This is a genomic window from Xanthomonas sontii, assembly GCF_040529055.1.
Taxonomy (GTDB): Bacteria; Pseudomonadota; Gammaproteobacteria; order Xanthomonadales; family Xanthomonadaceae; genus Xanthomonas_A; species Xanthomonas_A sontii.
Map to the genome: position 1 here is coordinate 3,549,254 of NZ_CP132342.1, position 24,001 is coordinate 3,573,254.

Consider the following 24,001-nt stretch of genomic DNA (forward strand, 5'->3'; position numbering starts at 1 on the left):
GGGAGACGGCCGGCGCGCGGGAGCAGCATGCGCGGCGGCGGCACCGGGCCGCCGCCGCACACCGGTTCAGCGCAGCAGGTACTGGTTGATCAGGTTCTCGTAGGCTTCCTGGCGGCCGCTGCGCTGGGTCGGCTCGCCGGCCTGCGCGGCATGCGTGGCGAGGTCGGCCAGCGTGCTGTTGCCGGCGGCGAAGGCCGCACCGGCACCGCTGTCGAAGCTGGCGTAGCGCTCGCGGCGCCACTGCTCCAGCGGCGAGGCGGTGAGCAGCGCGTGGGCGACTTCCAGGCCGCGCGCGAACGCGTCCATACCGCCGATGTGGGCGATGAACAGGTCCTGCGGATCGGACGACTCGCGGCGCACCTTGGCGTCGAAGTTGAGCCCGCCCGGGGCCAGCCCGCCCTGCCGCAGCACCACCAGCATCGCGCCCACGGTGTCGTAGAGATCGACCGGGAACTGGTCGGTGTCCCAGCCGTTCTGCGGATTGCCGCGGTTGGCGTCGATGCTGCCGAGCAGGCCGGCGTCGCTGGCCACCTGCAGGTCGTGCTCGAAGCTGTGCCCGGACAGGGTGGCGTGATTGGCCTCGATGTTGAGCTTGAAATCCTTGTCCAGCCCATGCTGGCGCAGGAAGCCGACCACAGTGGCGCTGTCGAAGTCGTACTGGTGCTTCATCGGCTCCATCGGCTTGGGCTCGATCAGGAAATTGCCCTTGAAGCCGATGCTGCGCCCATAGTCGCGGGCCAGGGTCAGGAATCGCGCCAGGTGCTCCTGCTCGCGTCGCATCTGCGTGTTGTGCAGGCAGGCGTAGCCTTCGCGGCCGCCCCAGAACACGTAGTTCTCGCCGCCCAGTTCCACCGTCGCCTCCAGCGCGGCCTTGACCTGCACCGCCGCGCGCGCGACCACGTCGAAGTCCGGGTTGGTCGCCGCACCGTTCATGTAGCGCGGGTGCGAGAACAGGTTGGCGGTGCCCCACAGCAGCTTGACCCCGGTGTCGGCCTGGCGCTGCCTGGCGATGCCGACCATGTGCTTGAGGTTCTTTTCGTACTGGCCGACGTCCTCGGCGTCCGGCGCAAGGTCCACGTCGTGGAAGCAGTAGTACGGCACGCCGAGCTTGGTGAAGAACTCGAACGCCGCATCGGCCTTGGCCTCGGCGCGGCCCAGCGCATCGCTGCCGGCGTCCCAGGGATAGGCGCGGGTGCCGGGGCCGAACGGATCGGCGCCGTTGCCGCAGAAGCTGTGCCAGTAGGCCACGGCGAAGCGCAGGTGCTCGGCCATGGTCTTGTCGCCGATGCGCTTGCCGGCGTCGTAGACCTTGAACGCCAGCAGGTTATCCGAGGCCTTGCCTTCGAACGGGATGCGGCCGATGCCCGGGAAAAACTCCTTGGCGCCGGTGTAGACGGAAGTACTCATCACGAAGTCCTGGTGCGTTGCGGGGGAAAGGGAATCACGCGGCGTACAGCGGGCCGATGGCCTGCAGATGCCGCTGGAAGCTCTGGTAGTGCGCCTGGTACTGCGCGCCGCACTGCGCGTCCGGCTGCGCCGAGCGCGTCGCGTCGTCCTGCTGGTGCTGCAGCACCACCTCGGCCAGGCTGGCGCGGTCGCCCTGCGCCCAGCCGTCGGCCCACAGCGCCTGCAGCGCGGCGCCGAATGCCGCGCCCTCGGCCTGCGCCGGCACGTGCACCGGCAAGCCGAACAGATCGGCGATGAGCTGGCGCCAGCCGGCGCTGTTGCTGCCGCCGCCGGTGAGGGAGATCGCATCGAACTGCAGCCCGGCATCGACGAAGGCGTCGAAGCCGTTGCGCAGGCTGTAGCTGGCGCCCTCCATCGCCGCGCGATAAAAATGCGCCGGCGTGGTGTTGTGCAGGTCCATGCCGGTCAGGCAGCCGCGCGCGGCCGGCAGGTTCGGGGTGCGTTCGCCGTTGAAGAACGGCAGCAGCACCAGTCCGTCGGCGCCGGGCGCCGTGGCCGCGAGCAAGGCCTCGCCCTGCCCGGTCTTGATGCCGAACAGACGCGCGATGGTCTCGGTGGCCACCGTGCAGTTCATGGTGCAGATCAGCGGCAACCAGCCGCCGCTGGAAGAGCAGAACGCGGCCCAGCGTGCGTCCGGGTCGACCACCGGGCGCTCGGCGTAGGCGAACAGGGTGCCCGAGGTGCCCAGGCTCATGCTCAGGCGTCCCGGCACCACGTTGCCGGTGCCGATCGCCGCCATCATGTTGTCGCCGCCGCCGGTGGCCACGCGGACCTCGCGCGGCAGGCCCAGCGTCTGCGCCGCGGCGGCGGAGAGAAGGAAACTGGTCTCGGTCGGCACCAGCGGCGGCAGCGCCGCGGCCAGGTCGCGCTGCGGATCGATCGCCTGCAGCAGCGGCGCCGACCATTGCCGGGTGCGCACGTCCAGCCAGCCGCTGCCGGAGGCGTCGCCGACTTCGGCGTAGCACTCGCCGGTGAGCCAGAAATTGACGTAGTCGTGCGGCAGCAGCACCGTCGTCATCGCCGCGTAGGCATCGGGACGATGCTTGCGCGTCCATGGCAGCTTGGAGGCGGTGTAGCCGGCCAGGATCGGATTGCCGGCCAGTTCCACGCAGCGCTGCGCGCCGCCGACCGCCTCCATGATCTCTTCGCACTCGCGCTGGCTGCTGGTGTCGCACCACAGCTTCACCGGCGCGGTGACCTGGCCCTGCGCGTCCAGCGGCACGAAGCCGTGCTGCTGCCCGGACACCGCGATGGCCCGCACCTGCGCACGCTGTTGGGCGCTGAGTGCGGCGAAACAGGCGACGATGCCGTCGATCCACCACTGCGCCTGCTGCTCGCGGGTGCCGTCGTCGCGGCTGATCAGGTCCAGCGCGTGGCCGTGGGTGGCCACCACCTGCTGGCTGTCGGCATCGTAGGCGAGCAGCTTGACGCTCTGCGTGCCCACGTCCAGGCCGATGTACAGACTCATTGCCCTACCCGCCACATCGTGCACACACCCAGTTCCATCATCGCTCCAGAAGAAAGGCCGGCGTGCGGGGACCACTCGCCGTGTCGCCGAGTGTAGTGCGCACTGCACGCATCACGCAGCGGCGCATGATGACGCCGGGTGCCGCGCGCTGCCAGCGCGTCCCGGGCGATGGCGTACGCACGCACCGGTTCCAGCCGCTCTGCAGCCAATTCACGGTCAACGCATGCAGAAGCAGGACAAGGATCGAGCCAACGGATGTCATTGCATGCAGGGACGGCCCGTCGCATGCGCGACACGATGACGACTGGCGCGGTCTCGACTCTGCGCAGGAGGTGTCTACACACGGCACCATCTTGGTGCACCGCATCAAACCTGCGCGCAAGGCGTGAGCACGTTGCAGCGGAGCGCATTCGATGCATCCCTTCTCCCCCTGGACCATGGCCCTCTTCGGGGAAGTACCCCAGGGAGCGGATGAAGCCCTGCGCTCCGTACCCTCACCCCAACCCCTCTCCCGAGGGGAGAGGGGCTTAAGCGCGCCGCTGCCGCTTCTTTGCCGTCACCTGGGTCGTACCGTCGCTTGCGAACTCGCCTTCCTTCTCCCGTCGGGACCATGGCCCCCTTTTTTGGGGGAAGGTGCCCCGCAGGGGCGGATGAGGGTACGGGCGTAGCGCGCATGTTTCGCTGCATCGCGCCCCAGTCGGCACGCCATGACCGCCAGCACGCGGCAACTGACATTGGCGACATCTCGCGCCAGGCTCATCCAGCCCGCGCCTCGACGGCATGGCCGGTCCGCTTGCGCGGCACCTCCAGGGGTTGGCCGCGGTACTCCACGCTGGCGTCGGCCGCGGGTTCGAGTGCGCCGGCATCGTCGCGTGGGCCATCGACGAAGCGCACATGGATGGTGCGCCGGTCCTGCATGCCCGGCCAGCGCCCCTCGCGCGCGCCGATGCGCAGCACGCCGCTGGCCTGGTCCCACTGCAGCGGGATGCGGCTGAACTCGCCCTGCTCGTAGCCGTAGCCGGTGCCGTCGTCCTCGTACAGCGAGAAGCGGCCGTCGGCGCCGGTATAGACCACCACGGTCAGCGGTGCATCCGGGATCTGGTCGACGTACTGCTGCACGCGGGTCATCGGCACGATGGCGCCGGCGCGCACGAACAGCGGTATGCGCTGCAGCGGCGCGGCGGCGTCGATGGTCTGGCCGCCGGCGTGGCGCGCGCCACTGTTGAAGTCGATCCAGTCGGTGCCCGCCGGCAGGTAGACCTGGCGCGAGGTCGCACCGAAGCGGGTCACCGGCGCGACCAGGAACGCCGGGCCGAACAGGTACTCGTCGTCGATGTCGGCGACCTTGGGGTCGTGCGGGAAGTCCATCGGCAGGCCGCGCATCATCACCCCGTCGTGGTGATAGGTGTCGCCGGCGAGCGTGTAGATGTAGGGCAGCAGCGCGTAGCGCAGGCGGCTGTAGTAGGCCATGCTGGCGTAGTACGGCGTGCCTTCCGGCGCGATGTTCCAGATCTCGCGGTACGGAAACTGGCCGTGCGAACGGAACAGCGGCACGAAGGCGCCGAACTGGAACCAGCGCGTGTTGAGTTCGCGCCACTCGGGCATGTGCGCCGGGTCCTGGCGTTCGTAGCGCTTCTCCACGGCGAAGCCGCCGATGTCGAAGGTCCAGTTCGGCAGGCCCGACATCGACAGATTGACGCCGGCGGAGATCTGCTCGCGCATGTCCTCCCAGCGCGAGGCGATATCGCCGCTCCACACCGCCACGGCATTGCGCTGGATGCCGGCGTAGCCCTTGCGCGAGAGGATGAACACGCGCTTGCCGTCGGCGGCGCGGTCGCCGGCATAGACGCCGTGGGTGTGCGGCAGCGGATAGGAATTAAAGAACTCGGTGGACGGCCCCAGCGCGGTCGGGGTGGTGCGCGCCTTGCGCTCGGCGATGTCCAGGTTGGAGTGCACGTCGGGTTCGTCGGCATCCAGCCACCAGGCATCGATGCCCTTGCGGTTGAGTGTTTCGTCGATCTGCCGCCAGTAGATCGCCTGCGCATCGGCCGCGTACGGATCGTAGAAGGCGTTGGTGTAGCCCTTGCCGATCCAGTCCAGTTCGCCCACCTCGACATTGCGCCGGTAGATGTGCCCGGCCGCGTCCAGTTCCTTGTAGTGGTCCGTGCTCGGGTAGAACTTCGGCCAGACCGAGATCATCAGCTGCGCGTGGCTGGCGTGCACCGCCTTGACCATGCCGTCCGGATCCGGAAAGCGCGCGCGGTCGAAAGCGTGCGAGCCCCAGGCGTTCTCCGGCCAGTACGACCAGTCGAGCACGATGTTGTCGATCGGCAACTGCCGCCGGCGGTACTCGGCCAGCACGCCGAGCAGTTCGTCCTGGGTCTTGTAGCGCTCGCGGCTCTGCCAGAAGCCGTAGGCCCACTTCGGCAGCAACACGGCCTTGCCGGTGAGCGTGCGGTAGCCGGCGATGACCTGGTCGGCGTTGTCGCCGGCGACGACGTAGTAGTCGATCATCTGCCCCGCTTCCGACCATAGCGACAGGTCGCCGGTTTCGGCCGCCGGCAGCGGGTCGCGATGCAGCAGCGCGATGTAGCTGGGATCGATCAGGTCCCACTCGACCTTGAGGGAATGCCTCTGGCCGGGCTGCAACTGCAGCGCGAACTCGTGGTGCCAGGGGTTCCAGTTCTGCCGCCAGCGGTCGACCAGCAGCTTGCCGTCGACCCACAGCCTGGCGTACTCGCTGGCGTAGAGCGAGAAAGTATGCGTGCCGCTGCGTTCGGCCTCGATCTGGCCTTCCCAGCGCACCTGGATGCGACGCTTGTCGCCGGGCTTGGCCGCGGCGGGGAATTTCGCCAGGTCCTTGATGTACTGATAGTCGATGTCGGCTTCGCGACGCTCCAGCACCGGCTTGCCGTCGATCGCGTAATGCGCGGTGAGCGCACCAGGCTTGCCCTGCGCGTCGTACAGGCGCAGCGTCGCCGGCAGCGGCTGCAGCCCGCGCGGATCGCCGAAGCGGGTGATCGCGTTGTTGTCCCACAGGATCCCGTAGTTGCGACTGGAGACCAGAAACGGCACCGCCATGTCGAGATTGCTCTGCAGCAGTTCGATGTCGTGGCCCTTCTGGTTCATCCAGCCCTGCTGGTGCTGGCCGAACCCGTAGAAGGCCTCGTCGGGCGGCGAGACGAAGCGCTGGCGCACGCTCAGGTAGTGGCGGCCCTCGACCTGCAACGGCGCGAAGCTGCGCCCGCCCGCCACTTCCGCCAGCAGCGGCGTGCCCTGCGCATCGCTGAAGCCGACATGGCCGTCGACGGTGGAGACCTGCGCGGTCATCCGCGCGGTCTTGAGCTGCACCGTGTCGCCGTGTTGCTCCAGCGTAAAGCCGGTGTCGCCCTGCACCGGCACCCGCATCAGGCTGGGTGTGCGCTGGAATGCGCCGGTCGGATCGGCACTGACCCGGACGATGCCGCGGTCGATCACCTGCAGGCGTACCGGCGCGGCGCCCTTGCCGCTGGGATGCACGGTGACGCCATCGGCATCGCGGGTCACCTGCTGCGCGGCGGCGGACGCGGCGACCGCGAGCAACGCCAGCGCCAACAGGCGTGGCAACGAAGGCGGCAGGCAACGGTTGGCGTGGTGCATGGTCACTCCCTTGGAAAGTCACGCGGCATGGCGCGTCTGGCGCCGCCGCATGGTCAATAAGTCGCCAGGGTGACGCGCAGCAATTGCGGCACGTCGGAAAAGTTGAGTCCGTAATCGGTCTGGTCGCCGTTCCAGTTGCGCCGGAACCGCCACTGCTCGCCGTCGTACACACCCTCCTCCACCCGGTCGTAGAGCATGTTGGCGGTCGTGGCGCTGGCCGGATGCAGGGTCACCCGCGCATGCTGGGCGGTGATCAGGAAGGTATCCGGGCCGAGTTCGGCGATCAGCGCCGCGCCGATCGGCGCGGGATTGCCGGGCGGCTCGCCCTGGAACCAGAACTGCGGCACGCCGTAGGTGACGGTGGCGCTCCAGCGCGCGTTGAGCGGCAGTTCCTGCACCGCATGGCCCGGCGCCTCGGCGGTGCCGTGCAGCTTGCCGGCGGCCGCGGCGCGGGCGAACACGCGCATGCCCATGCCCACCGCGCGATAGCCCAGCGCGAACGGCGCCAGCGCCTGCGCATCCACGCGCTTGGCACCGAGCGGATCGTTGGAATAGCCGCTGTAGTCGATGCCGAAGGTCGACCAGCCGATGCCGTCGTGGCCCAGCGCCGGATACAGGTAGCGCGCGTACTCGGGGCGGTTGCCGGTCTCGGCGACGAACAGCGCGTTGTCGGGGCGCGCGTAGCGCTGCAGCACCGTGGTGTACAGCGGGTACTCGGGCATGTAGATGTCCGGCGCCAGCAGGTCGATGTGCGGTGCCGCCGCCTTCCACACGTCCAGCACGTTGTCGGTGGGGCCGCCGCTGGCGTACTGCCCGGGCTGGCCCGGATTGAACGGGCCGCGCAACGCCGCATTGACGTAGATCGGCAAGGGATACGCGGCCTTGCCGGCCTCGGCGATACGGTCGATGAAGTGCGCGATGTGCCAGGCATGGAAGATCTCGTCGGCCTCGGCGCCGAACACCTGCGCCCAGCTGCCCGGCGACTTGCCGAGCCGCTGCAGCAACGCCTGTGGCACCGGGCCGTCGAACACGCGCTGCGCCATCGGCGAGAAGTCGCGCGCACTGCCGTAGGTGCCCGGCTCGTTCTCGGCCTGCACCATGATCACGGTGCGCTGCGGATCGGCCTGGCGCAGATGCCGCATGAAGGCAACGAAGGCGGTGCGGTCGGCCTGCAGCGTGGCCGGCGCCAGCGGCGACAGCGAACCCAGGCGTCGCCCGTCGCGCGTGACCACGCGCGGGAAGCGCGCATCGTCGGTCTTGACCCAGTGCGGCGTGTAGTTGGGGCCATTGTTCTTCCAGGTGCCGAACCACAGCAGCACCAGCCGCACCCGCTGCGTGCGCGCCTGCGCCAAAAGAGTGTCGACGAAGGAAAAATCGAACTGCCCCTCTTCCGGCTCCACCTGTTCCCAGGCGATCGGCACCTGCACCGTGTTCGGTCCCAGCGCGCGGATCGCCGGCCACACCTGCGCCAGCGCCGCCGGATAGTTGCTGGAGTTGTTGACCTGCGCGCCGAGGATCAGGAACGGCGCGCCGTCGACCAACAGCGCGTGGCGGCCGTCGTTGCTGACCAGGCGCGGGATCGGTGCCTGGGCCGGCGCCGATGTCGCGGCAGCGGGCGTGTGCGTCTCCGCCGACGGTGCATCCGGCGCGGCCTGGCAGCCGCTCAGCAGCAGCGACAGCAGGACCGGCAGCCGCCATGCGGTGCGCAACGCGCGCGACGGCGATCCGATTCTCCGCATGTGGCCGGCGCCCAGCCTCACCAGTCGTCGCTGCGGAACGGGCCCACCGGCAACTGCTCGCGGCTGACCAGGTTGGCGTCCTCGGGGTTTTCGCTCCAGGCGTAGCGCACTGCCTGCGGCTGCGGCACCTCGTCGCTGCGGACCACCACCTGGTCGCCCTCGATCCGTGCCTGCGCCGGATGGAAGCGGCGATCGGCGCCGGCCAGGGCGAAGCCACGCAGCACAGTACCGCCGCCACGCACCGCCAGGGTGCTGCCCATCAGGTCGAACATCACCTGCGCCTGGCCATCGGCGAACGTGGCGCGCGCGAACATCGGCGCGCTGTAGACCAGGGTTTCGCCGTAGGCCACGTGGCGTGCGACCAGCGCCAGGCGATGCCCCACGTCCTGCTTGTTGGGGGGATGGATGTTGTCCGGCGTGCCGATGTCGATGGTCACCGCCTGCCCGGTGGCCGGCAGCGCCAGCGTCCTGGTCTGCGATTCGCGCAGTTGCGCCCACGGACTCAGGTCGCCCTGGTCGTTGCCCGCCTTCCAGTTGGCCAGTTGCACCCACAGGAACGGCAGCTGCGGCTGTCCGCGCTCCTGCCGCCAGCGCCCGATCAGCGAGGCGAACTGCTCGCGGTAGCGCAGCGCGCCATACGGGTAGGCGTTGCTCTCGCCCTGGTACCAGATCACGCCCTTGACCGGGAACGGCTGCAAGGGATGGATCATCGCGTTGTACAGCAGCGTCGGCACCTGGTTCTTGTCGTCGTTGGCGGCCAACGTGACCTGACCTGGGCGGAACTGCCAGTCGCCGGCCAGCGAACGCAGCTGGCCACCGTCGGGCTGCACGAAGAACGCCGTCGCATCGCCGGGAATGCCGCCGAAGCCGCCGGTATCCAGGATGCGGATCGCGATGTGGTTGACGCCGGCGCGCAGCGCTGCCGGCGGCACGCGGTAGCGGCGCGGCTCGGTGTAGCGCCCTTCGGTGTGGCCGACCTCCACGCCGTTGACGTAGGTGGTGTCGGCATCGTCGGCCGGGCCGATGCCCACGACGGCGCCGGTCTTGGCTTCGGCTGCACTGAGGGTAAAGGTGGTGCGATACCAAGCGACGCCGTCCATGCCGACGTAGCCATGCTGTTCCCACAGCCCCGGCAGCGGCTGGCGGTCCCAGTCGCGGTCGTCCAGATCGGCAGCGGCCCAGCCGGCATCCGCATCCGCGGTGGTCGGCTGTGGCCAGCGCGCCACGCGCCGCCGGGTCTCGCCGAGGTCCTGTGCGTCCTTGGCCTGCATCTGCGCGATGCGCGTGCGCACCTGCGCCGCGTCCACGCCCGGCGAGGCCGCGTCCATCCAGGCCTCGATCGCACTGCCGCCCCAGGTGCTGTCGATGATGCCGATCGGCACGCCGGTGTGCTGGCGCAGGTCGCGCGCGAAGAAATACGCCACCGCCGAGAATGCGCCGGCGGTGGCGGGCGTCGCCGCAACCCAACTGCCGCCGGGCAGCCGTGGCTGCGGCTGCGCCGACCAGGCCTTGGGCACCTTGAAGTTGCGCAGTTGCGGATCCGTGGCCGCCGCCACTTCGCGTGCGCCGTCGCGCGCCTGCGCCAGCGGCCACTCCATGTTGGACTGGCCGCTGGCCAGCCACACGTCGCCGATCAGCACGTCGCCGATGCGGCGTTGGCTGCCGTCGCCCTGCACCTCCAGCACGTACGGGCCACCGGCCGCATGCACCGGCAACTGCAGTTGCCAGCGACCATCGCGGCCCGCGACCGCGCTGGCGCTGGCACCGTCCAGGCGCGCCTGGATGCGTGCGCCAGGCGTAGCCCAACCCCAGACCGGAATCGGTGCATCGCGCTGCAGGACGGCGCCGTCGGCGAACAGCAACGGCAGTTGCAGTTCCGCCGCGGCCGGCCATGACGCGAACGCCAGCGCCAGCAGCGCCAGGCGAACGGTGGGATGCAGCGGTCTTGCCATGAGCGGTTCCTGTGTCGGGAGGAAAAACCGGCGGCAGCCATCCGCCTCGCCGCAGGCGGACCGCGCGCCGGAGATTGCTGCGCGCCTACCAGTTGGCGCGCAGCACCAGCGAGTAGCGACGATCGTTGACGAACCAGCTGCGCGTGTACAGATGCCGGTCGACCTCGCCATCGCTGTAGGAGGTCGGCCCCATCAGCACCTTGGTCTCCGCGTTGGTGATGTTGTTGGCCTGGATGCCCAGTTGCAGGTGCGGCGTGAACCGGTAGAACACCGAGCCGTCGAGCTGGCCGTAGTCGTCCGACCAGGTGGGCAGCTTGGTCGACACGTCGCTGGCGGTCAGCAGATAGCGCGAACGCCAGTTGTAGGCCAGGCGCACCGACAGCGGACCCTTCTCGTAGATGCCGGCGAGGTTGTAGCTGCGCCGCGACAGGCCTTCCAGCGGCAGCGCCACGCCGGTCACGGTGGTCTTGGTGTAGGGATCGGTGGCCGTGTTCACGCCGCCGCTGCTGTCGACGAAGGTGAAGTTGGCATTGACGCCGAAGCCACTCATCCAGCCCGGCAGCGAATCGAAGAACTGCGTGTAACCGTACTCGAAGCCGCGGATGCGGCCCTTGTCCATGTTGTACGGACGCGTCACCAGGAAATCCTGGCCGCCATAGTTTTCGGTGACGGTCTGGTTGGAGAAGTAGTCCTTGACGCTCTTGTAGAACAGCGTCACGTACATCATGTCGCTGCTGTCGAAGTACCACTCCAGCGCGGCGTCGTACTGGTCGGCCTTCATCGGCTTGAGGTTGGGATTGCCGGCGGAGCCGGTCCAGTCCTTCAGCGAGCCGTCGTCGTTGACGGTGGCGGTGAGCAGCAGATATGGCTGCAACTGGGTGTAGTCCGGCCGCGCCATCGCCTTGGACGCGGCCAGGCGCAACTGCAGCGCATCGGAGAACTTGAAGCGCAGGTTCAGGCTCGGCAGCACGTCGGTGTAGCTGCCGCGCGCGTCGTTCGGGAAGTACTGCCCGTAATACTGGGCCTTGAGCGCGTCCGAGGCCGAGGTGGCGGACAGGTCCGGATACTGGCCGTAGCCCGAGGCCTCGGTCCTGGTCTGCACCACCCGCACGCCGATGTTGCCGTCCACCGGCACGCCCAGCGCGGTGTCGTTGCCGAAGTACATCACCATGTACGCGGCCTGGGTGCGTTCGAACTGGCGGTTGGTGTCCTGCAACTGATACTGGTCCGGCGCCCAGCCATAACCGCGCAGTGCGACGATCTGCTCGATCAGCGCCGAGGTGCCGGCGTAGTCCTTGACCGCGCTGTTGCGCGGGAAATACAGGTTGTTGGGCACGCGCACCTTGCCGCGCAGCAGGTTCGAAAAGGAATACAGCGACGAGGACGCGGTCATGTAGCTGGCCAGGTCGGCCAGGCCGGTGGCGGCGCCGGGGATGGTCGCCCAGTTGTCGCTGATCACGCCCCAGTTGTAGCCGGAATTCTTGTTGGTCTGGGTGCGGTCGGTGGCGCGGATGCCGACACGGAAGGTGCGCAGCCACGGGTTGTCGTCGTAGCTGTACTCCAGGTCGAAGCGCGTGGCCAGTTCGCGGCCGCGGTTCTTGGCCAGGTGATCCATCGCCGCGCTCCAGAAGTAGTTGGAGGGGTCGGCGGTGTAGCTCGGGTCGGCCAGGGTCACTGCGGGATACTTGCCGCTGAGGTCGAAGGTCAGGCCCGGCAGATAGATCGAACTGAACAGGGTGAAATCCAGGGTGTCGCTCTGCGACTGCACCAGTTGCATGTCGCCGCGCACGGTCAGCCGGTCGGTCAAACGATGGGTGAAGCCGCCGGACAGATCGGAGGTGGTGGTGCTCTGCCGGGCGTAGCGGTTGTCGGTGTAGAAGCGCACGCCGTCGTTGCCGGTGACGTTGCCGCGCCAGGAACTGGACGCCGGCGAGCCGCTGACGAAACGGCCTGCGTCGTCGTAGGTGAAGGTGGTGCCCGGCGCCGGCGCGATGGCGTTGGTGTCGTCGTTGAAGAACGCAGCGCGCTCCTGCCAATTCATGTCGTAGGACGAGCGCAGGTATTGCACGTAGAGGTCGGTGGCATCGCTGGGCCGCCACTGGAAGGCGGCCGCCACGCCCTTGCGCTTGCGTTCGAACGCCAGCTGCCGCCAGTTGACGCCACCGGGCACGTACACCTTGTCGAAGCTGGTGCCGGCCAGCAGCGCGGGATCGGTGCGGCGCACGAACGGTTCCACCTGGATGCCGTCGCTGCGCGTGGCCAGCTCCGAGTGCGCCACATCGAGCATGAAGCCCATTTCGCCCAGGCCGGTATTCCAGCGATCGCTGAACAGGAACGAGCCCGACGGCTTGTAGGTCTTGCTCAGGTCGCCGTAGTTGACGTCGGCAGTGAAGCCGATCACGCGGCCGGGCTGGTCGAACGGCATGCGCGTGCGCAGGTTGACCGTGCCGCCGAGGCCGCCTTCGATGATCTCCGCCGAGGGATTCTTGTACACGTCCACGCCGGCCATCAGTTCGGCCGGCACGTCCTCGAAGCTGAGCCCGCGTCCGCTGGCGGCGCTGAAGCTGTCGCGACCGTTGAGTTCGCCGCGCACCTGGGTCATGCCACGGATCATCACCCCACTGCCTTCGGCCGAGAAGTGGTCCGGGTCGTTGCGCGCCATGAAGTGATCGATGGTCACGCCGCTGACCCGCTGCAGGGTCTCGGTGACGCTGCGGTCCGGCAGCGCGCCGATGTCCTCGGCGCTGACCGAATCGACGATCTGCTCGGCATCGTGCTTGATCGACTGCGACTTGATCAGGCTGCCGCGCACGCCCTTGACCTCGACCGCATCGAGCTGGGTCACCGGGTCGCCCTTCTTGCGCGCGGCAGGCGGTGCGCTCGCAGACTCCGCCTCCTGCGCCAGTGCCTGTGCGCTGAGCAGCAGGCCGATGCTCAGCGCGATGAGCGAATGCGGCAAAACACGGGGACGACGTGACGCTGCGGTCGGCAGAGCCGGACCACAAGAATGCTGCGATGCCATGCTGTTTCCCTCCCAGGAGACATGCACACAGACACGGGCGACGGTCGCACCAGGGCGCCGTCCTGCGAGTTGTGACGGCGTCGGTCTCAGCCGCTGCCGTATCGGATGGCGCCGCTGCGCAGAGTGGCAGGCCGGTCGCTACCGCGATCGGCCGAGACTAGAAATGACATTCGCGTGAAGCAAATGAAAAATTCCCGTCCAGCTATGCGATTCAAGACTAGCGGGACGCGCACCACGGCATGTCTACGAAATCGTCCGTCTACGACATGGCAGCGCCTGCGACGGCATTCAAGCGCTCGCCGCGCGCTCGGGATACAGCCGCTTGGCCGCATTGCGCAACGCCAGCAACACGCGTTCGGCGCCAGGCGGCAACAGATAGTCGCGGCGGCGCACGATGCCGAACGATTCCATGCGCACGCCCAGCGTGATCGGCAACACGGTCAGCAGCTTGGCCTGTACATACGGCGCCACCGCCTCGGCCGGCAGCGCGGCCAGCAGGTCGCTGCCGCGCAGCAGGCTGGTCATCACCGGCAGCGACGAGGTCTCGATGACGTTCTGCGGCGCCGGCACCGCGTGCTCCAGGAACATCGCGTCCAGGCGCGCACGCAGCACGCTGTCGGCCGGCGGCAGCACCCAGCCGTAGCGGGCCAGGTCGGCATGGCGCAGGTCGGCGCGGGTGGACAGCGGGTGGCCGGCGCGCGCGATCACCGAGTGCGGCTCGTCGGCCAGCGGCTCGAACTCCAGCGCCTCGGCGCCATAGGGCCCGAGGATGCGCCCGATCACGATGTCGAGCTGACCATCGAGCAGCTTGGCCACCAGCGGCCGGCTGTAGTCCATCTCCACCCGCACCAGGATGCCGGGGAACTCGCGCTTGACCTCGGCGATGGCCTGCGGCACCAAGTTGGTACCCGGATTGACCACGGTGCCGATCGAGACCTGGCCCATGCGCCCTTCGCACAGTGCGGCGATCTCTTCCTGGGCGCGGCCGATCTCCGACATCGCCGCGCGCGCGCGGCGGATCAGCACCTGCCCGTACCACGTCGGCTCGACCCCGCGCGCGTGGCGCTCGAACAGCTTCACCCCCAGTAGGTCCTCCATTTCCGCCAGCAGCTTGGACGCCGCCGGCTGGGTCATGCTGGCCGCCTCGGCCGCGCGCAGCACCGAACGGTGCTCGTGCAACTGCAGCAGCAACAACAGATGCCGGGTCTTCAGGCGCGCGGCGTTGAACCAGGGGTTGGCGGAAGCATTCATCGTGGGCAGGCGTCCTGGAAGGCGAAACCGCCTATTCGGCGGCGGAATAGAATATGCCTAAAATTTCATTTGCAGAGCATAGCTCACGCGCGCAGGCTACGACCCATCGCGCCCCCGCTGGCGTCGCCGTCGTCGGGCACCGGCCTGCCGCGGCGGATGCCGCCGGCTTGGCGCCAGCGCGCCGACGCACGGGCGCGGACCGTGGCCTCCCGCCGCCCGGTCCCGCCGCTGCGCCGCGCTGGCCGGGCGCCTCCGTCACCGTCGTTTCTGCCAGGTATTCCGATGTCCGCCGCCTCCCCGTTCCGACTCCCGCTGATCGCGATCCTGCGCGGTCTCACCCCCGAGGACGCGCTGGCGCACGTCGGGGCGCTGGCCGATGCCGGCTACGACGCGATCGAGATCCCGCTCAACTCGCCGCGCTGGGCCGACAGCATCGGCCCGGCCGCGCAGGCGTTCGGGCAGCGCTGCTGGATCGGCGGCGGCACCGTGCTGCAGATCGGCGACGTCGACGCCCTGGCCGATCTGGGCGCGCGCTTCATCGTCACCCCCAACACGCGCCCGCCGGTGATCCGCCACGCGGTGGCGCGCGGCCTGCAGGTGGTGGCCGGCTTCGCCACCGCCACCGAGGCGTTCGACGCGCTGGATGCCGGCGCGCAGATGCTCAAGCTGTTCCCCGCCGCCACCTACGGCCCCGGCCACGTGCGCGCCCTGCGCGCGGTGCTGCCGGCGCAGGTGCCGCTGTTCGTGGTCGGCGGCGTCAACACCGAGACCCTGCACGACTACCTCGGCGCGGGCGCGATCGGTGCCGGCATCGGCGGCGAGCTGTACCGCCCCGGCCAGTCGCTGACACAGACCCAGGCGCACGCCGCCGCCTTCCGCCACGCCTATCTGGACCGCGCATGAAGATCGTCCGCCTCACCACCTACCACGCCGCGCCGCGCTGGCTGTTCCTGAAGATCGAGACCGACGAGGGCATCACCGGCTGGGGCGAGCCGGTCATCGAAGGCCGCGCGCGCAGCGTCGAGGCCGCGGTGCGCGAACTCGGCGACAGCCTGATCGGCAAGGACCCGGCGCGGATCAACGACATCTGGCAGATGCTCTACCGCGGCGGCTTCTACCGGGGCGGCCCGATCCTGATGAGCGCCATCGCCGGCATCGACCAGGCGCTGTGGGACATCAAGGGCAAGGCACTGTGCGTGCCGGTGTACGAACTGCTCGGCGGGCGCGTGCGCGACCGCATGAAGACCTACCGCTGGGTCGGCGGCGACCGCCCGGCAGCGACCATCGCGCAGATCCAGGGCTACCGCGACCTCGGCTTCGACACCTTCAAGTTCAACGGCACCGAGGAAATGAAGCTGATCGACGGCCCGCGCGCGGTGGATGCGGCGGTGGCCAAGGTGGCGCAGATCCGCGAGGCGTTCGGCACCGCCATCGACTTCGGCATCGACTTCCACGGCCGCGTTGCCGCGCCGATGGCGCGGGTGCTGCTGCGCGAACTGGAGCCGTTCAAGCCGCTGTTCGTCGAGGAGCCGGTGCTGCCCGAGCAGGCCGAGTACTACCCGCGGCTGGCCGCGTCCACGCCGATCCCGCTGGCGGCCGGCGAGCGCATGTTCTCGCGCTTCGACTTCAAGCCGGTGCTGCAGGCCGGCGGCCTCTCGCTGCTGCAGCCGGACCTCTCGCACGCCGGCGGCATCACCGAATGCCTGAAGATCGCCAGCATGGCCGAGGCCTACGAGGTCGGCCTGGCGCCGCACTGCCCGCTCGGCCCGGTGGCGCTGGCCGCCTGCCTGCAGGTGGATTTCGTCTCGCACAACGCGGTGCTGCAGGAACAGAGCATCGGCATCCACTACAACGAAGGCGCCGACCTGCTCGACTACGTGCTCAACAAGGACGACTTCGCCTGCGACAATGGCGGCAGCATCGCCGCATTGCCCAAACCGGGCCTCGGCGTGGAGATCGACGAGGAGCGCCTGCGCCATGCCAACGCCAACCCACCCGACTGGCACAACCCCATCTGGCGTCACGCCGACGGCAGCATCGCCGAGTGGTGAGCCGATGAACACCTCTCTTCCGCCCCGCCACACCGCCACGCTGGCGGTGGACAGCCGCTGTGCGCATGGTGAGGGCATGCTGTGGTGCGAGCGCCGCGGCGTGCTGTTCTGGGTCGACATCAGCGGCCGCCGCCTGTGGCGCCACAATCCCGCCAGCAACGTCAGCCGGCATTGGGACCTGCCCGATCGTCCCGGCTGCCTGGGCCTGTTCGACGACGGCCGCCTGCTGCTGGCGCTGGCCAAGGGCGTGTACGCCGCCGATCCGGATGCCGCCGCCGAGGCCGACAGCGCGCTGCCGCTGCAGCACCTGGCGGACGTGGAGCCGGAACGCGACGACACCCGCAGCAACGACGGCCGCGCCGACCGCCACGGCAACTTCGTGTTCGGCACCATGAGCGAGCGCGAGGACCAGGCGCCGGTCGGCAGCTTCTACCAGTGGTCGGCGCGCCACGGCCTGCGCCGCCTGCCGTTGCCGGGCGTGGCCATTCCCAACGCGATCTGCTTCAGCGCCGACGGCCGCACCCTGTACTACTGCGACTCGGTGCAGCCGCGCATCCTGTGCTGCGACTACGACCCGGACAGCGCGCACACCGCCAACAGCCGCGTGTTCGCCGAACTGGACCATGCCGGCGCCGAGCCGGACGGTGCCATCGTCGACGCCGAAGGCCACCTGTGGAACGCGCAATGGCGCGCCTGGCAGGTGGTGCGCTACCGCCCCGACGGCAGCGTCGAGCGCCGCGTCGCCCTGCCGGTCAAGCATCCCACCTGCCCCGCCCTGGGCGGCGCCGATGGCGGCACGTTGTACCTGAGCACCTCGCGGCAGGATCACAGCGAGGACGAACTGGCACGCACGCCGCAGGCCGGCGGCGTGTACGTGGCTGCGGTCGGCATCGCCGGCCTGCCCGAAGGACGCATCGCCAGCGCATGATCGTCGTCGATTGGGGAACCAGCAGCCTGCGCGGCTATCGGCTCGACGCCGACGGCTGCATTCTCGACCAGCGCCGCAGCGACCAGGGCATCGCCGCCTGCCAGGGCCGCTTCGCCGCGACCCTGGCCACCCTGATCGACGGCTGGGACGGCGACATCGTCCTGTGCGGGATGATCGGTAGCCGCAACGGCTGGATCGAACTGCCGTACGCGCCCTGCCCGGCCGACGCTGCCGCCCTGGCCGCGGCGATGCAGCCGCTACAGGATCCGGCCCTGCCCGGCCGCACGCTGTGGTTCGTACCCGGCGTGGCCAGCGACGCCGACGCCGTGCCGGACGTGATGCGCGGCGAGGAGACGCAGCTGATCGGCCTGCTCGCGTTGCTCGCGCAGGAACCGCCGACGACCGAGATCCACCACGTCTGCCTGCCCGGCACCCACAGCAAGTGGGTGACCCTGCAGGATGGGCGCATCGCCTCGCTGGCGACGATGATGACCGGCGAGTTGTACGCGCTGCTGCGCACGCACAGCCTGCTGGCGCGGCTGATGGACGCCGACGACGGCGTCTTCGATGCGGCCGCGTTCGATGCCGGCGTGCAGCGCAGCGGCGAACCCGGCGGCCTGCTGCACCATCTGTTCGGCGTGCGCAGCCTGGGCCTGTTCGAACGCCTGAGCGCCGCCGCGGCACCGTCCTACCTGTCCGGCCTGCTGATCGGCCACGAACTGCGCGCGCACCCCGCCTTGCCGCCGGTGGTGCACCTGGTCGGCGGCAGCGGCCTGCTGGCGCGCTACGCGCATGCGCTGGCCGCGCTCGGCAGCCGCGTGCGCACCCATCCGGAGGACCTGGCCGCACGCGGCCTGTATCGGCTGGCGCAGCAGCACGGCGGCCTGGCCGGCTGAGCCGCGCGCGCCGCCCGTCTCCTGCCCCGCTGCCCCGCACACACGGCGGCGGCGGCCGCTTTGCATTAGAATTACTGGGTTAATCGCCGGATCCCGCCATGCCTTTCGTCGTCACCGAAAACTGCATCAAGTGCAAATACACCGACTGCGTGGAAGTGTGCCCCGTGGATTGCTTCCACGCCGGCCCGAACTTCCTGGTGATCGATCCGGACGAGTGCATCGACTGCACGCTGTGCGAGCCGGAATGCCCGGCCAACGCCATCTATCCCGAAGACGACGTGCCCGCCGGCCAGGAAAGCTTCGTCGCGCTCAACGCGGAACTGGCCAAGGCCTGGCCGGTGCTGACCACGCGCCAGGAACCGCTACCCGACGCCGCCGAGTGGGACGGCAAGCCGAACAAGCTGCCGCTGCTGCAGAAGTAACTGCGCCGCGGATTCTGCCCGGGCACTGCCCGCCAGACCTTACAAAACCAGAGACAAGCTGCGGCTTCAGGGCGCCTCTGACAACTCGCGTTGCCGCCGCTCGACCGGACCACCCGGTTACACCTCGTAGGACACGAGGCTTCTCCCGCACCCTCATCCGCCCCTTCGGGGCACCTTCTCCCGAGGGGAGAAGGAAGAAGCCGAAGCCCCTCTCCCCTCGGGAGAGGGGTTGGGGTGAGGGTACGGCGCGCAGAAGCAAGGAGCGGCTCTTATTGCCTTGTTTGAATCAGACGCCACGCGCATCTCGCAGAGCCCATCGCGGCCAACGCCGCTCCTTGCATCCACAAAGAAGCAGCGCAGTGTTCTTGCCGAACGAAAACGGGCGCACTGGGCGCCCGTTTCGCGTTCTGCAGCAGATCCGGCGCAGGCGCCGGACCACACCGGCTCGGCTCAGTGACCCAGCTTGGCCTTCAGCGCGGCGATCAGCTTGACCGGCGCTTCGCCGGTGGCCGGCAGGCCGCGCGGGTCCACCGCCGAGACGTAGACGCCGGCATCCACCGCCACCACGCGCACCAGGAAGTTGCTGCCTTCGTAGGCCACGTCGTAGGAGCCCAGCAGCTGCGCGCGGCTGGCGATGGTGACGCCTTCGATGCCGCCCAGCGCGTCGCCGACCTGGCCGAACACCTGGTCGCGCGCGCCCGGCACCACGAAGCCGCTGTTCGAGGCCGCCGGGGCCTGACCGGCCGGGGCAGCAGGACGCTGCGCCGAGGCCAGCGCCGGCACCTTCATCGCCGCCGAGGTATCGGGCGAGGTCAGATCCGGCGGTACTTCCAGCGGACGCATGTCGGGCGCCAGCGCGTAGTCGCCGCGCGGCTTGCCCTTGTGGAACCAGCTGCAACCGCTGGTGGCCGCGACCAGGGTGGTCGCCAGCACGGCGGCCGACAGCACGCGGACGTAGGGAACGGAAGCACGCATCAATCAATCTCCTGGAGTCAGGCCGCGAGCGTTTCGCGGCTGGATAGGTCTTCCAACGCGGCAGCGTCGGCGGCAAGTCGGTCGGCCGTGGCATGGTGCGCCGCGGACAGCGGCAGCAGCGGCAGCCGCAGGCCCTGGCCGATCCCGGCGCGCTGCAGCAGCGCCTTGACCGGGATCGGGTTGGATTCGATGCCGCAGAACGCATGGAACGGCTGCAGCCGCGCGTCCCAGGCCTGTGCCGGCTCGGCCTGGCGCGCACGCGCCAGGTCGCAAAGGCGCCGGTAAGCGCGCGGCAAGGCATTGGAGGCGACCGAGATCAGCCCGTCATAGCCGGCCAGCATCGCCTGCGCGGCGCTGCCGTCGTCGCCGCTGAACACGGCAAAGCGATCGCTGCGCAGGGCGGCGAGCGCGGCGATGCGCTGCGGGTCGCTCACGGCTTCCTTGATGCCGACGATGTTCGGATGCTGCGCCAGGTGCGCCACGGTCTCCGGCAGCAGGTCGCAGCCGGTGCGGCCGGGCACGTTGTACAGCACCACCGGCAGGCCGCCCTGCTCGGCGACCTGGGTGTAGTGCGCGATCAAGCCGGCCTGGGTCGGACGCACGTACGGCGGCGTCACCACCAGCGCGTACTGCGCGCCACCGGCGGCGGCGCGCTGGGTCAGCGCCACGGTCTTGGCGGTGCCGGACAGGCCGGTCCCGGCCAGCACCGGTACGCGCCCGTCGATCGTCTGCACCGCCTCGCGCAGGATCCGGTCGTACTCCTCGTCCAGCAGCGTAGCCGCCTCGCCGGTCGATCCCGCCACCACCAGCCCCTGCACGCCGCCGTCGAGCTGGCGTTTGAGCAGCCGCTGCCAGGCGTCGAGGTCGAGGTCGCCATTGCCCTGGAAGGGCGTGGCCAGGGCGGTGATGATGCCGGAGAGGGACAAGATGCCGGGTGCTCGCTGGGAGAAGAGGGCCGCGCAGGCTGCGCGGACGGGTCGGCCCCGCACGCGGGGCAGGGTCGCTCCGCATGTTACTTGCGGCCCGAAAGCGCGGGCAAGTATGCTGCACACCATGCCGGGCGACCGCCCGGATGCCGTTCAGCCTTACGCAATGCCGGAAGCCCCTTTGACCGACACCACGCCCCGGCCCGCGCCGACCGAAAACCACCTCCTGATCAACGCCTACACGACGCATCCGGAGTCGCCCTTGTTGCCGGTGACGCGTCGCATCGCCGACAGCGGCTGCAATCTCGTCGATGCGCGCCTGGCCACGGTCGGCCGCGACGTGTCGGTGACCGCGCTGGCGACCGGCTCGTGGGATTCGGTGGCCAAGCTCGAAGCCATGCTCACCCGCCTCGACCGCGAGGAAGGCATGAAGCTGGTGTGGTACCGCACCGGCGCCAAGCAGGCGCAGTCCAATCTGCTGCCGTACATCGTCGAAGTCATCGCCGCCGACAAACCGGGCATCCTGTTCCAGCTGGCCGACTTCTTCGACCGCCAGGGCATCACCATCGAAAACCTGCAGAGCACGCGCTACCGCGCCATGCAGACCGGCGCGGAGATGTTCTCGGCGCAGGTGACGATCGGGGTGCCGGCGAACATGCACATCGCCGCGCTGCGCGACGACTTCCTCGAGTTCTGCGACCACCTCAACCTGGACGCGATCATGGATCCGATGAAGTTCTGAGTGCGCCGCGCTGGACACCGACGCAATCGAACGCAGATGATGGCGATGCACGCGGAGGACACCCCATGAAGGACGGCGACACCCTGGACCGCACCACGCTGGCCTTGCCGCTGGCGCTGTCAGGCGGCGCCAGCGCCACGCTCGGCGATTACGCCGGCCGCTGGCTGGTGCTGTATTTCTACCCGAAGGACAGCACGCCCGGCTGCACCACCGAAGGCGTCGAGTTCAACGCACTGCTGCCGCAGTTCGAGCAGGCTGGCGCCACTGTGCTCGGCGTGTCGCGCGACTCAGTGAAGTCACACGACAACTTCTGCGCCAAGCAGGGCTTCCGCTTCGCCCTGGTCAGCGATGCCGACGAGGCGCTGTGCCGCGCCTTCGACGTGATCAAGGAAAAGAACATGTACGGCCGCCAGGTGCTGGGCATCGAGCGCAGCACCTTCCTGCTCTCGCCGACCGGCCAGCTGGTCCGCAGCTGGCGCAAGGTCAAGGTTCCCGGCCACGCCCAGGCCGTGCTCGACACACTGCAGGCCGCCGCCCAGCAGTGATCACCGCCGTTTCCCGCACCCCGCATCGCCCTGCCCCGCAGGCAGCGATGGCGCGTCCCTGCTCCTCTTTCAGGAATCCATGATGACCCGAGGCAAGCGCATCTACGTGCTGGATACCAACGTGCTGATGCACGATCCGACCGCGCTGTTCAAGTTCGAGGAACACGACGTGTTCCTGCCGATGCAGGTGATCGAGGAACTGGACAATGCCAAGAAGGGCATGTCCGAAGTCAGCCGCAACGCGCGCCAGGTCAGCCGTTTCCTCAACGAGCTGATCGAGGGCGCCGGCGCCGAGCAGATCGAATCCGGCATTCCGCTCAGCCATCCGCAGGGCATCCAGCTCAAGAGCACCGGCGCCATCGGCCGGCTGTACTTCCAGGTGCGCCCGGTCGAGCCGGGGCGCAGCTTCGGCAGCGTGGCCCCGGACAACAAGATCCTGGCCGCGGTGCTGGCGCTGCGCGAGGAGCAGCCGGAAATCCCGGTGATCCTGGTGTCCAAGGACATCAACCTGCGCATCAAGGCCGCGATCAGCGGCCTGGTCGCCGAGGACTACGAGAACGACCGCGCGCTCGACGATTTCAGCCTGCTCTACACCGGCGCGATCGAACTGCCGGAAGATTTCTGGCAGAAGCACAACCAGGACCTGCGTAGTTGGAGCGACAAGGGCCGCACTTGCTACGAGATCGCCCTGGCCGCCGACGAGGACTGGTATCCGAACCAGTACCTGTACCTGCCGGGCGAGGACGAAGTGGAACTGCGCGTGGTCAAGGTCAACGCCGAGCGCAAGGCGACGCTGGCGCTGGTCGACGACTTCCGCAGCGGCCAGCACGCGGTGTGGGGCATCGCCGCGCGCAACCGCGAGCAGAACTTCGCGCTCAACGCGCTGATGGACCCGGAAATCGACTTCGTCACCCTGCTCGGCACCGCCGGCACCGGCAAGACCCTGCTGGCGCTGGCCGCGGGCCTGGCGCAGACCATGGACCAGCAGCGCTACCGCGAGATCATCATGACCCGCGCCACGGTCAGCGTCGGCGAGGACATCGGCTTCCTGCCCGGCACCGAAGAAGAGAAGATGACGCCGTGGATGGGCGCGCTCACCGACAACCTGGAAGTGCTCACCCACACCCAGGAAGGCGGCACCTGGGGCCGCCAGGCCACCAACGACCTGCTCGCCAGCCGCATCAAGATCCGCTCGATGAACTTCATGCGCGGGCGCACCTTCCTGTCGCGCTACCTGATTCTGGACGAGGCGCAGAACCTGACGCCGAAGCAGATGAAGACGCTGATCACCCGTGCCGGCCCCGGCACCAAGATCGTGTGCCTGGGCAACGTCGAACAGATCGACACGCCGTACCTGACCGAGACCACCTCCGGCCTGACCTACGCGGTGGACCGCTTCAAGGCCTGGCCGCACAGCGCGCACATCACCCTGCGCCGCGGCGAGCGCTCGCGCCTGGCCGACTACGCCTCGGAGGTCCTGTGAACGCGGCGGCCGGCGTGCGCCTGGCAGGCATGGCGCTGGCCATGGCCCTGCTCGGCGCCTGCGCCACCGCGCGCGGGCCGGCCATGGTGCCGACCGCGGTCAAGGCCGGGCAGTCGTGGATCGTCACCCGCAACAGCACCGCGACGCAGGTGCTGGACACCTGCTCGCGCGACAGCCCGGCGCGCCAGGACGGCGCGGTCACCGGCTACTGGATTCCGACCCCGGAACAGATCGCGCAACTGGAAGCGCATCTGGCGCAACTGCAGCCGCAGATCGCCGACCCCAGCGCGTCCGATCGCCAGTACGTCGGCATCCTGTACCGCGGCAAGCAGGCGATCTACGTCAACGCCTTCGCGCCGGACGACAGCAGCGAGCGCGACCCCACGGTCGACGCGGTCAAGGCCTGCGGCGGCGGCAACCGTTTCTGGGGCGCGGTCTACGACCCGGCGAGCGCCCGCTTCTCCGAGATCGCGGTCAACGGCGCACGTTGAGATG

At 69.2% G+C, this 24,001-nt stretch carries 18 protein-coding genes; 9 read left to right on the plus strand and 9 right to left on the minus strand.

Annotation, left to right across the window (positions count from 1 at the left end; genetic code table 11):
- Positions 1-66 precede the first annotated feature (66 nt).
- The 7 genes from xylA to RAB70_RS14895 all read right to left on the minus strand — a co-directional run bounded on the left by xylA (position 67) and on the right by RAB70_RS14895 (position 14,538).
- Positions 67-1,407 (minus strand): xylose isomerase, encoded by a 1,341-nt coding sequence (xylA, locus tag RAB70_RS14865; RefSeq protein ID WP_148830044.1) that lies wholly within the window; start codon positions 1,405-1,407, stop codon positions 67-69.
- A gap of 34 nt (positions 1,408-1,441) precedes the next feature.
- Positions 1,442-2,935 carry a xylulokinase gene (gene xylB, locus RAB70_RS14870; protein WP_148830045.1) on the minus strand — a complete coding sequence of 498 codons (1,494 nt, stop codon included), beginning with the start codon at positions 2,933-2,935 and terminating at the stop codon, positions 1,442-1,444.
- A 756-nt stretch (positions 2,936-3,691) separates the two neighbouring features.
- Positions 3,692-6,574 (minus strand): TIM-barrel domain-containing protein, encoded by a 2,883-nt coding sequence (locus tag RAB70_RS14875; protein ID WP_148828168.1) that lies wholly within the window; start codon positions 6,572-6,574, stop codon positions 3,692-3,694.
- Positions 6,575-6,627: 53 nt separating this feature from the next.
- The gene (locus RAB70_RS14880) at positions 6,628-8,313 is read right to left on the minus strand and encodes a DUF5597 domain-containing protein (RefSeq protein WP_148828169.1); all 1,686 of its coding nucleotides are present in this window, start codon (positions 8,311-8,313) and stop codon (positions 6,628-6,630) included.
- A gap of 17 nt (positions 8,314-8,330) precedes the next feature.
- On the minus strand, positions 8,331-10,265 hold the full coding sequence (locus RAB70_RS14885; protein WP_148828170.1) for a sialate O-acetylesterase: 1,935 nt from the start codon (positions 10,263-10,265) through the stop codon (positions 8,331-8,333).
- Between the two features lie 85 nt (positions 10,266-10,350).
- Positions 10,351-13,209, minus strand: a complete 2,859-nt coding sequence (locus RAB70_RS14890) for a TonB-dependent receptor (RefSeq protein WP_148828204.1) — start codon at positions 13,207-13,209, stop codon at positions 10,351-10,353.
- 366 nt (positions 13,210-13,575) lie between these two features.
- Positions 13,576-14,538, minus strand: coding sequence for a LysR substrate-binding domain-containing protein (locus RAB70_RS14895; protein ID WP_148828171.1), 963 nt, complete (start codon positions 14,536-14,538; stop codon positions 13,576-13,578).
- Between the two features lie 282 nt (positions 14,539-14,820).
- Between RAB70_RS14895 and RAB70_RS14900 the strand changes: the two genes are divergently transcribed.
- The 5 genes from RAB70_RS14900 to fdxA all read left to right on the plus strand — a co-directional run bounded on the left by RAB70_RS14900 (position 14,821) and on the right by fdxA (position 18,835).
- Entirely contained in the window at positions 14,821-15,441 is a 621-nt protein-coding gene (locus RAB70_RS14900) for a 2-dehydro-3-deoxy-6-phosphogalactonate aldolase (RefSeq protein WP_017909521.1), read from the plus strand.
- A complete protein-coding gene (gene dgoD, locus RAB70_RS14905; RefSeq protein WP_148828172.1) occupies positions 15,438-16,589 on the plus strand; it encodes a galactonate dehydratase in 1,152 nt (383 codons plus the stop codon). Before RAB70_RS14900 ends, dgoD begins: the two co-directional genes overlap by 4 nt.
- Positions 16,590-16,593: 4 nt before the next feature.
- On the plus strand, positions 16,594-17,517 hold the full coding sequence (locus RAB70_RS14910; protein ID WP_148828173.1) for an SMP-30/gluconolactonase/LRE family protein: 924 nt from the start codon (positions 16,594-16,596) through the stop codon (positions 17,515-17,517).
- The gene (locus RAB70_RS14915) at positions 17,514-18,413 is read left to right on the plus strand and encodes a 2-dehydro-3-deoxygalactonokinase (protein ID WP_148828174.1); all 900 of its coding nucleotides are present in this window, start codon (positions 17,514-17,516) and stop codon (positions 18,411-18,413) included. Before RAB70_RS14910 ends, RAB70_RS14915 begins: the two co-directional genes overlap by 4 nt.
- A 98-nt stretch (positions 18,414-18,511) precedes the next feature.
- On the plus strand, positions 18,512-18,835 hold the full coding sequence (fdxA, locus tag RAB70_RS14920; protein ID WP_017913166.1) for a ferredoxin FdxA: 324 nt from the start codon (positions 18,512-18,514) through the stop codon (positions 18,833-18,835).
- Positions 18,836-19,285: 450 nt separating this feature from the next.
- Here fdxA and RAB70_RS14925 read toward each other — a convergent pair whose 3' ends face one another.
- Together RAB70_RS14925 and dapA are read right to left on the minus strand one after the other, a co-directional pair.
- Positions 19,286-19,810: a hypothetical protein gene (locus RAB70_RS14925; RefSeq protein ID WP_048489026.1), complete on the minus strand. Its 525-nt coding sequence runs from the start codon at positions 19,808-19,810 to the stop codon at positions 19,286-19,288.
- A gap of 17 nt (positions 19,811-19,827) precedes the next feature.
- A complete protein-coding gene (gene dapA, locus RAB70_RS14930; protein ID WP_148828175.1) occupies positions 19,828-20,736 on the minus strand; it encodes a 4-hydroxy-tetrahydrodipicolinate synthase in 909 nt (302 codons plus the stop codon).
- Positions 20,737-20,902: 166 nt separating this feature from the next.
- Between dapA and RAB70_RS14935 the strand changes: the two genes are divergently transcribed.
- The 4 genes from RAB70_RS14935 to RAB70_RS14950 all read left to right on the plus strand — a co-directional run bounded on the left by RAB70_RS14935 (position 20,903) and on the right by RAB70_RS14950 (position 23,997).
- Positions 20,903-21,478 (plus strand): glycine cleavage system protein R, encoded by a 576-nt coding sequence (locus RAB70_RS14935; protein WP_087943489.1) that lies wholly within the window; start codon positions 20,903-20,905, stop codon positions 21,476-21,478.
- 65 nt (positions 21,479-21,543) lie between these two features.
- A complete protein-coding gene (locus RAB70_RS14940) occupies positions 21,544-22,023 on the plus strand; it encodes a peroxiredoxin (protein ID WP_148828176.1) in 480 nt (159 codons plus the stop codon).
- 82 nt (positions 22,024-22,105) lie between these two features.
- Positions 22,106-23,506: a PhoH family protein gene (locus tag RAB70_RS14945; RefSeq protein ID WP_026144466.1), complete on the plus strand. Its 1,401-nt coding sequence runs from the start codon at positions 22,106-22,108 to the stop codon at positions 23,504-23,506.
- Between the two features lie 29 nt (positions 23,507-23,535).
- Positions 23,536-23,997, plus strand: a complete 462-nt coding sequence (locus RAB70_RS14950; protein ID WP_051067627.1) for a hypothetical protein — start codon at positions 23,536-23,538, stop codon at positions 23,995-23,997.
- Positions 23,998-24,001 lie beyond the last annotated feature (4 nt).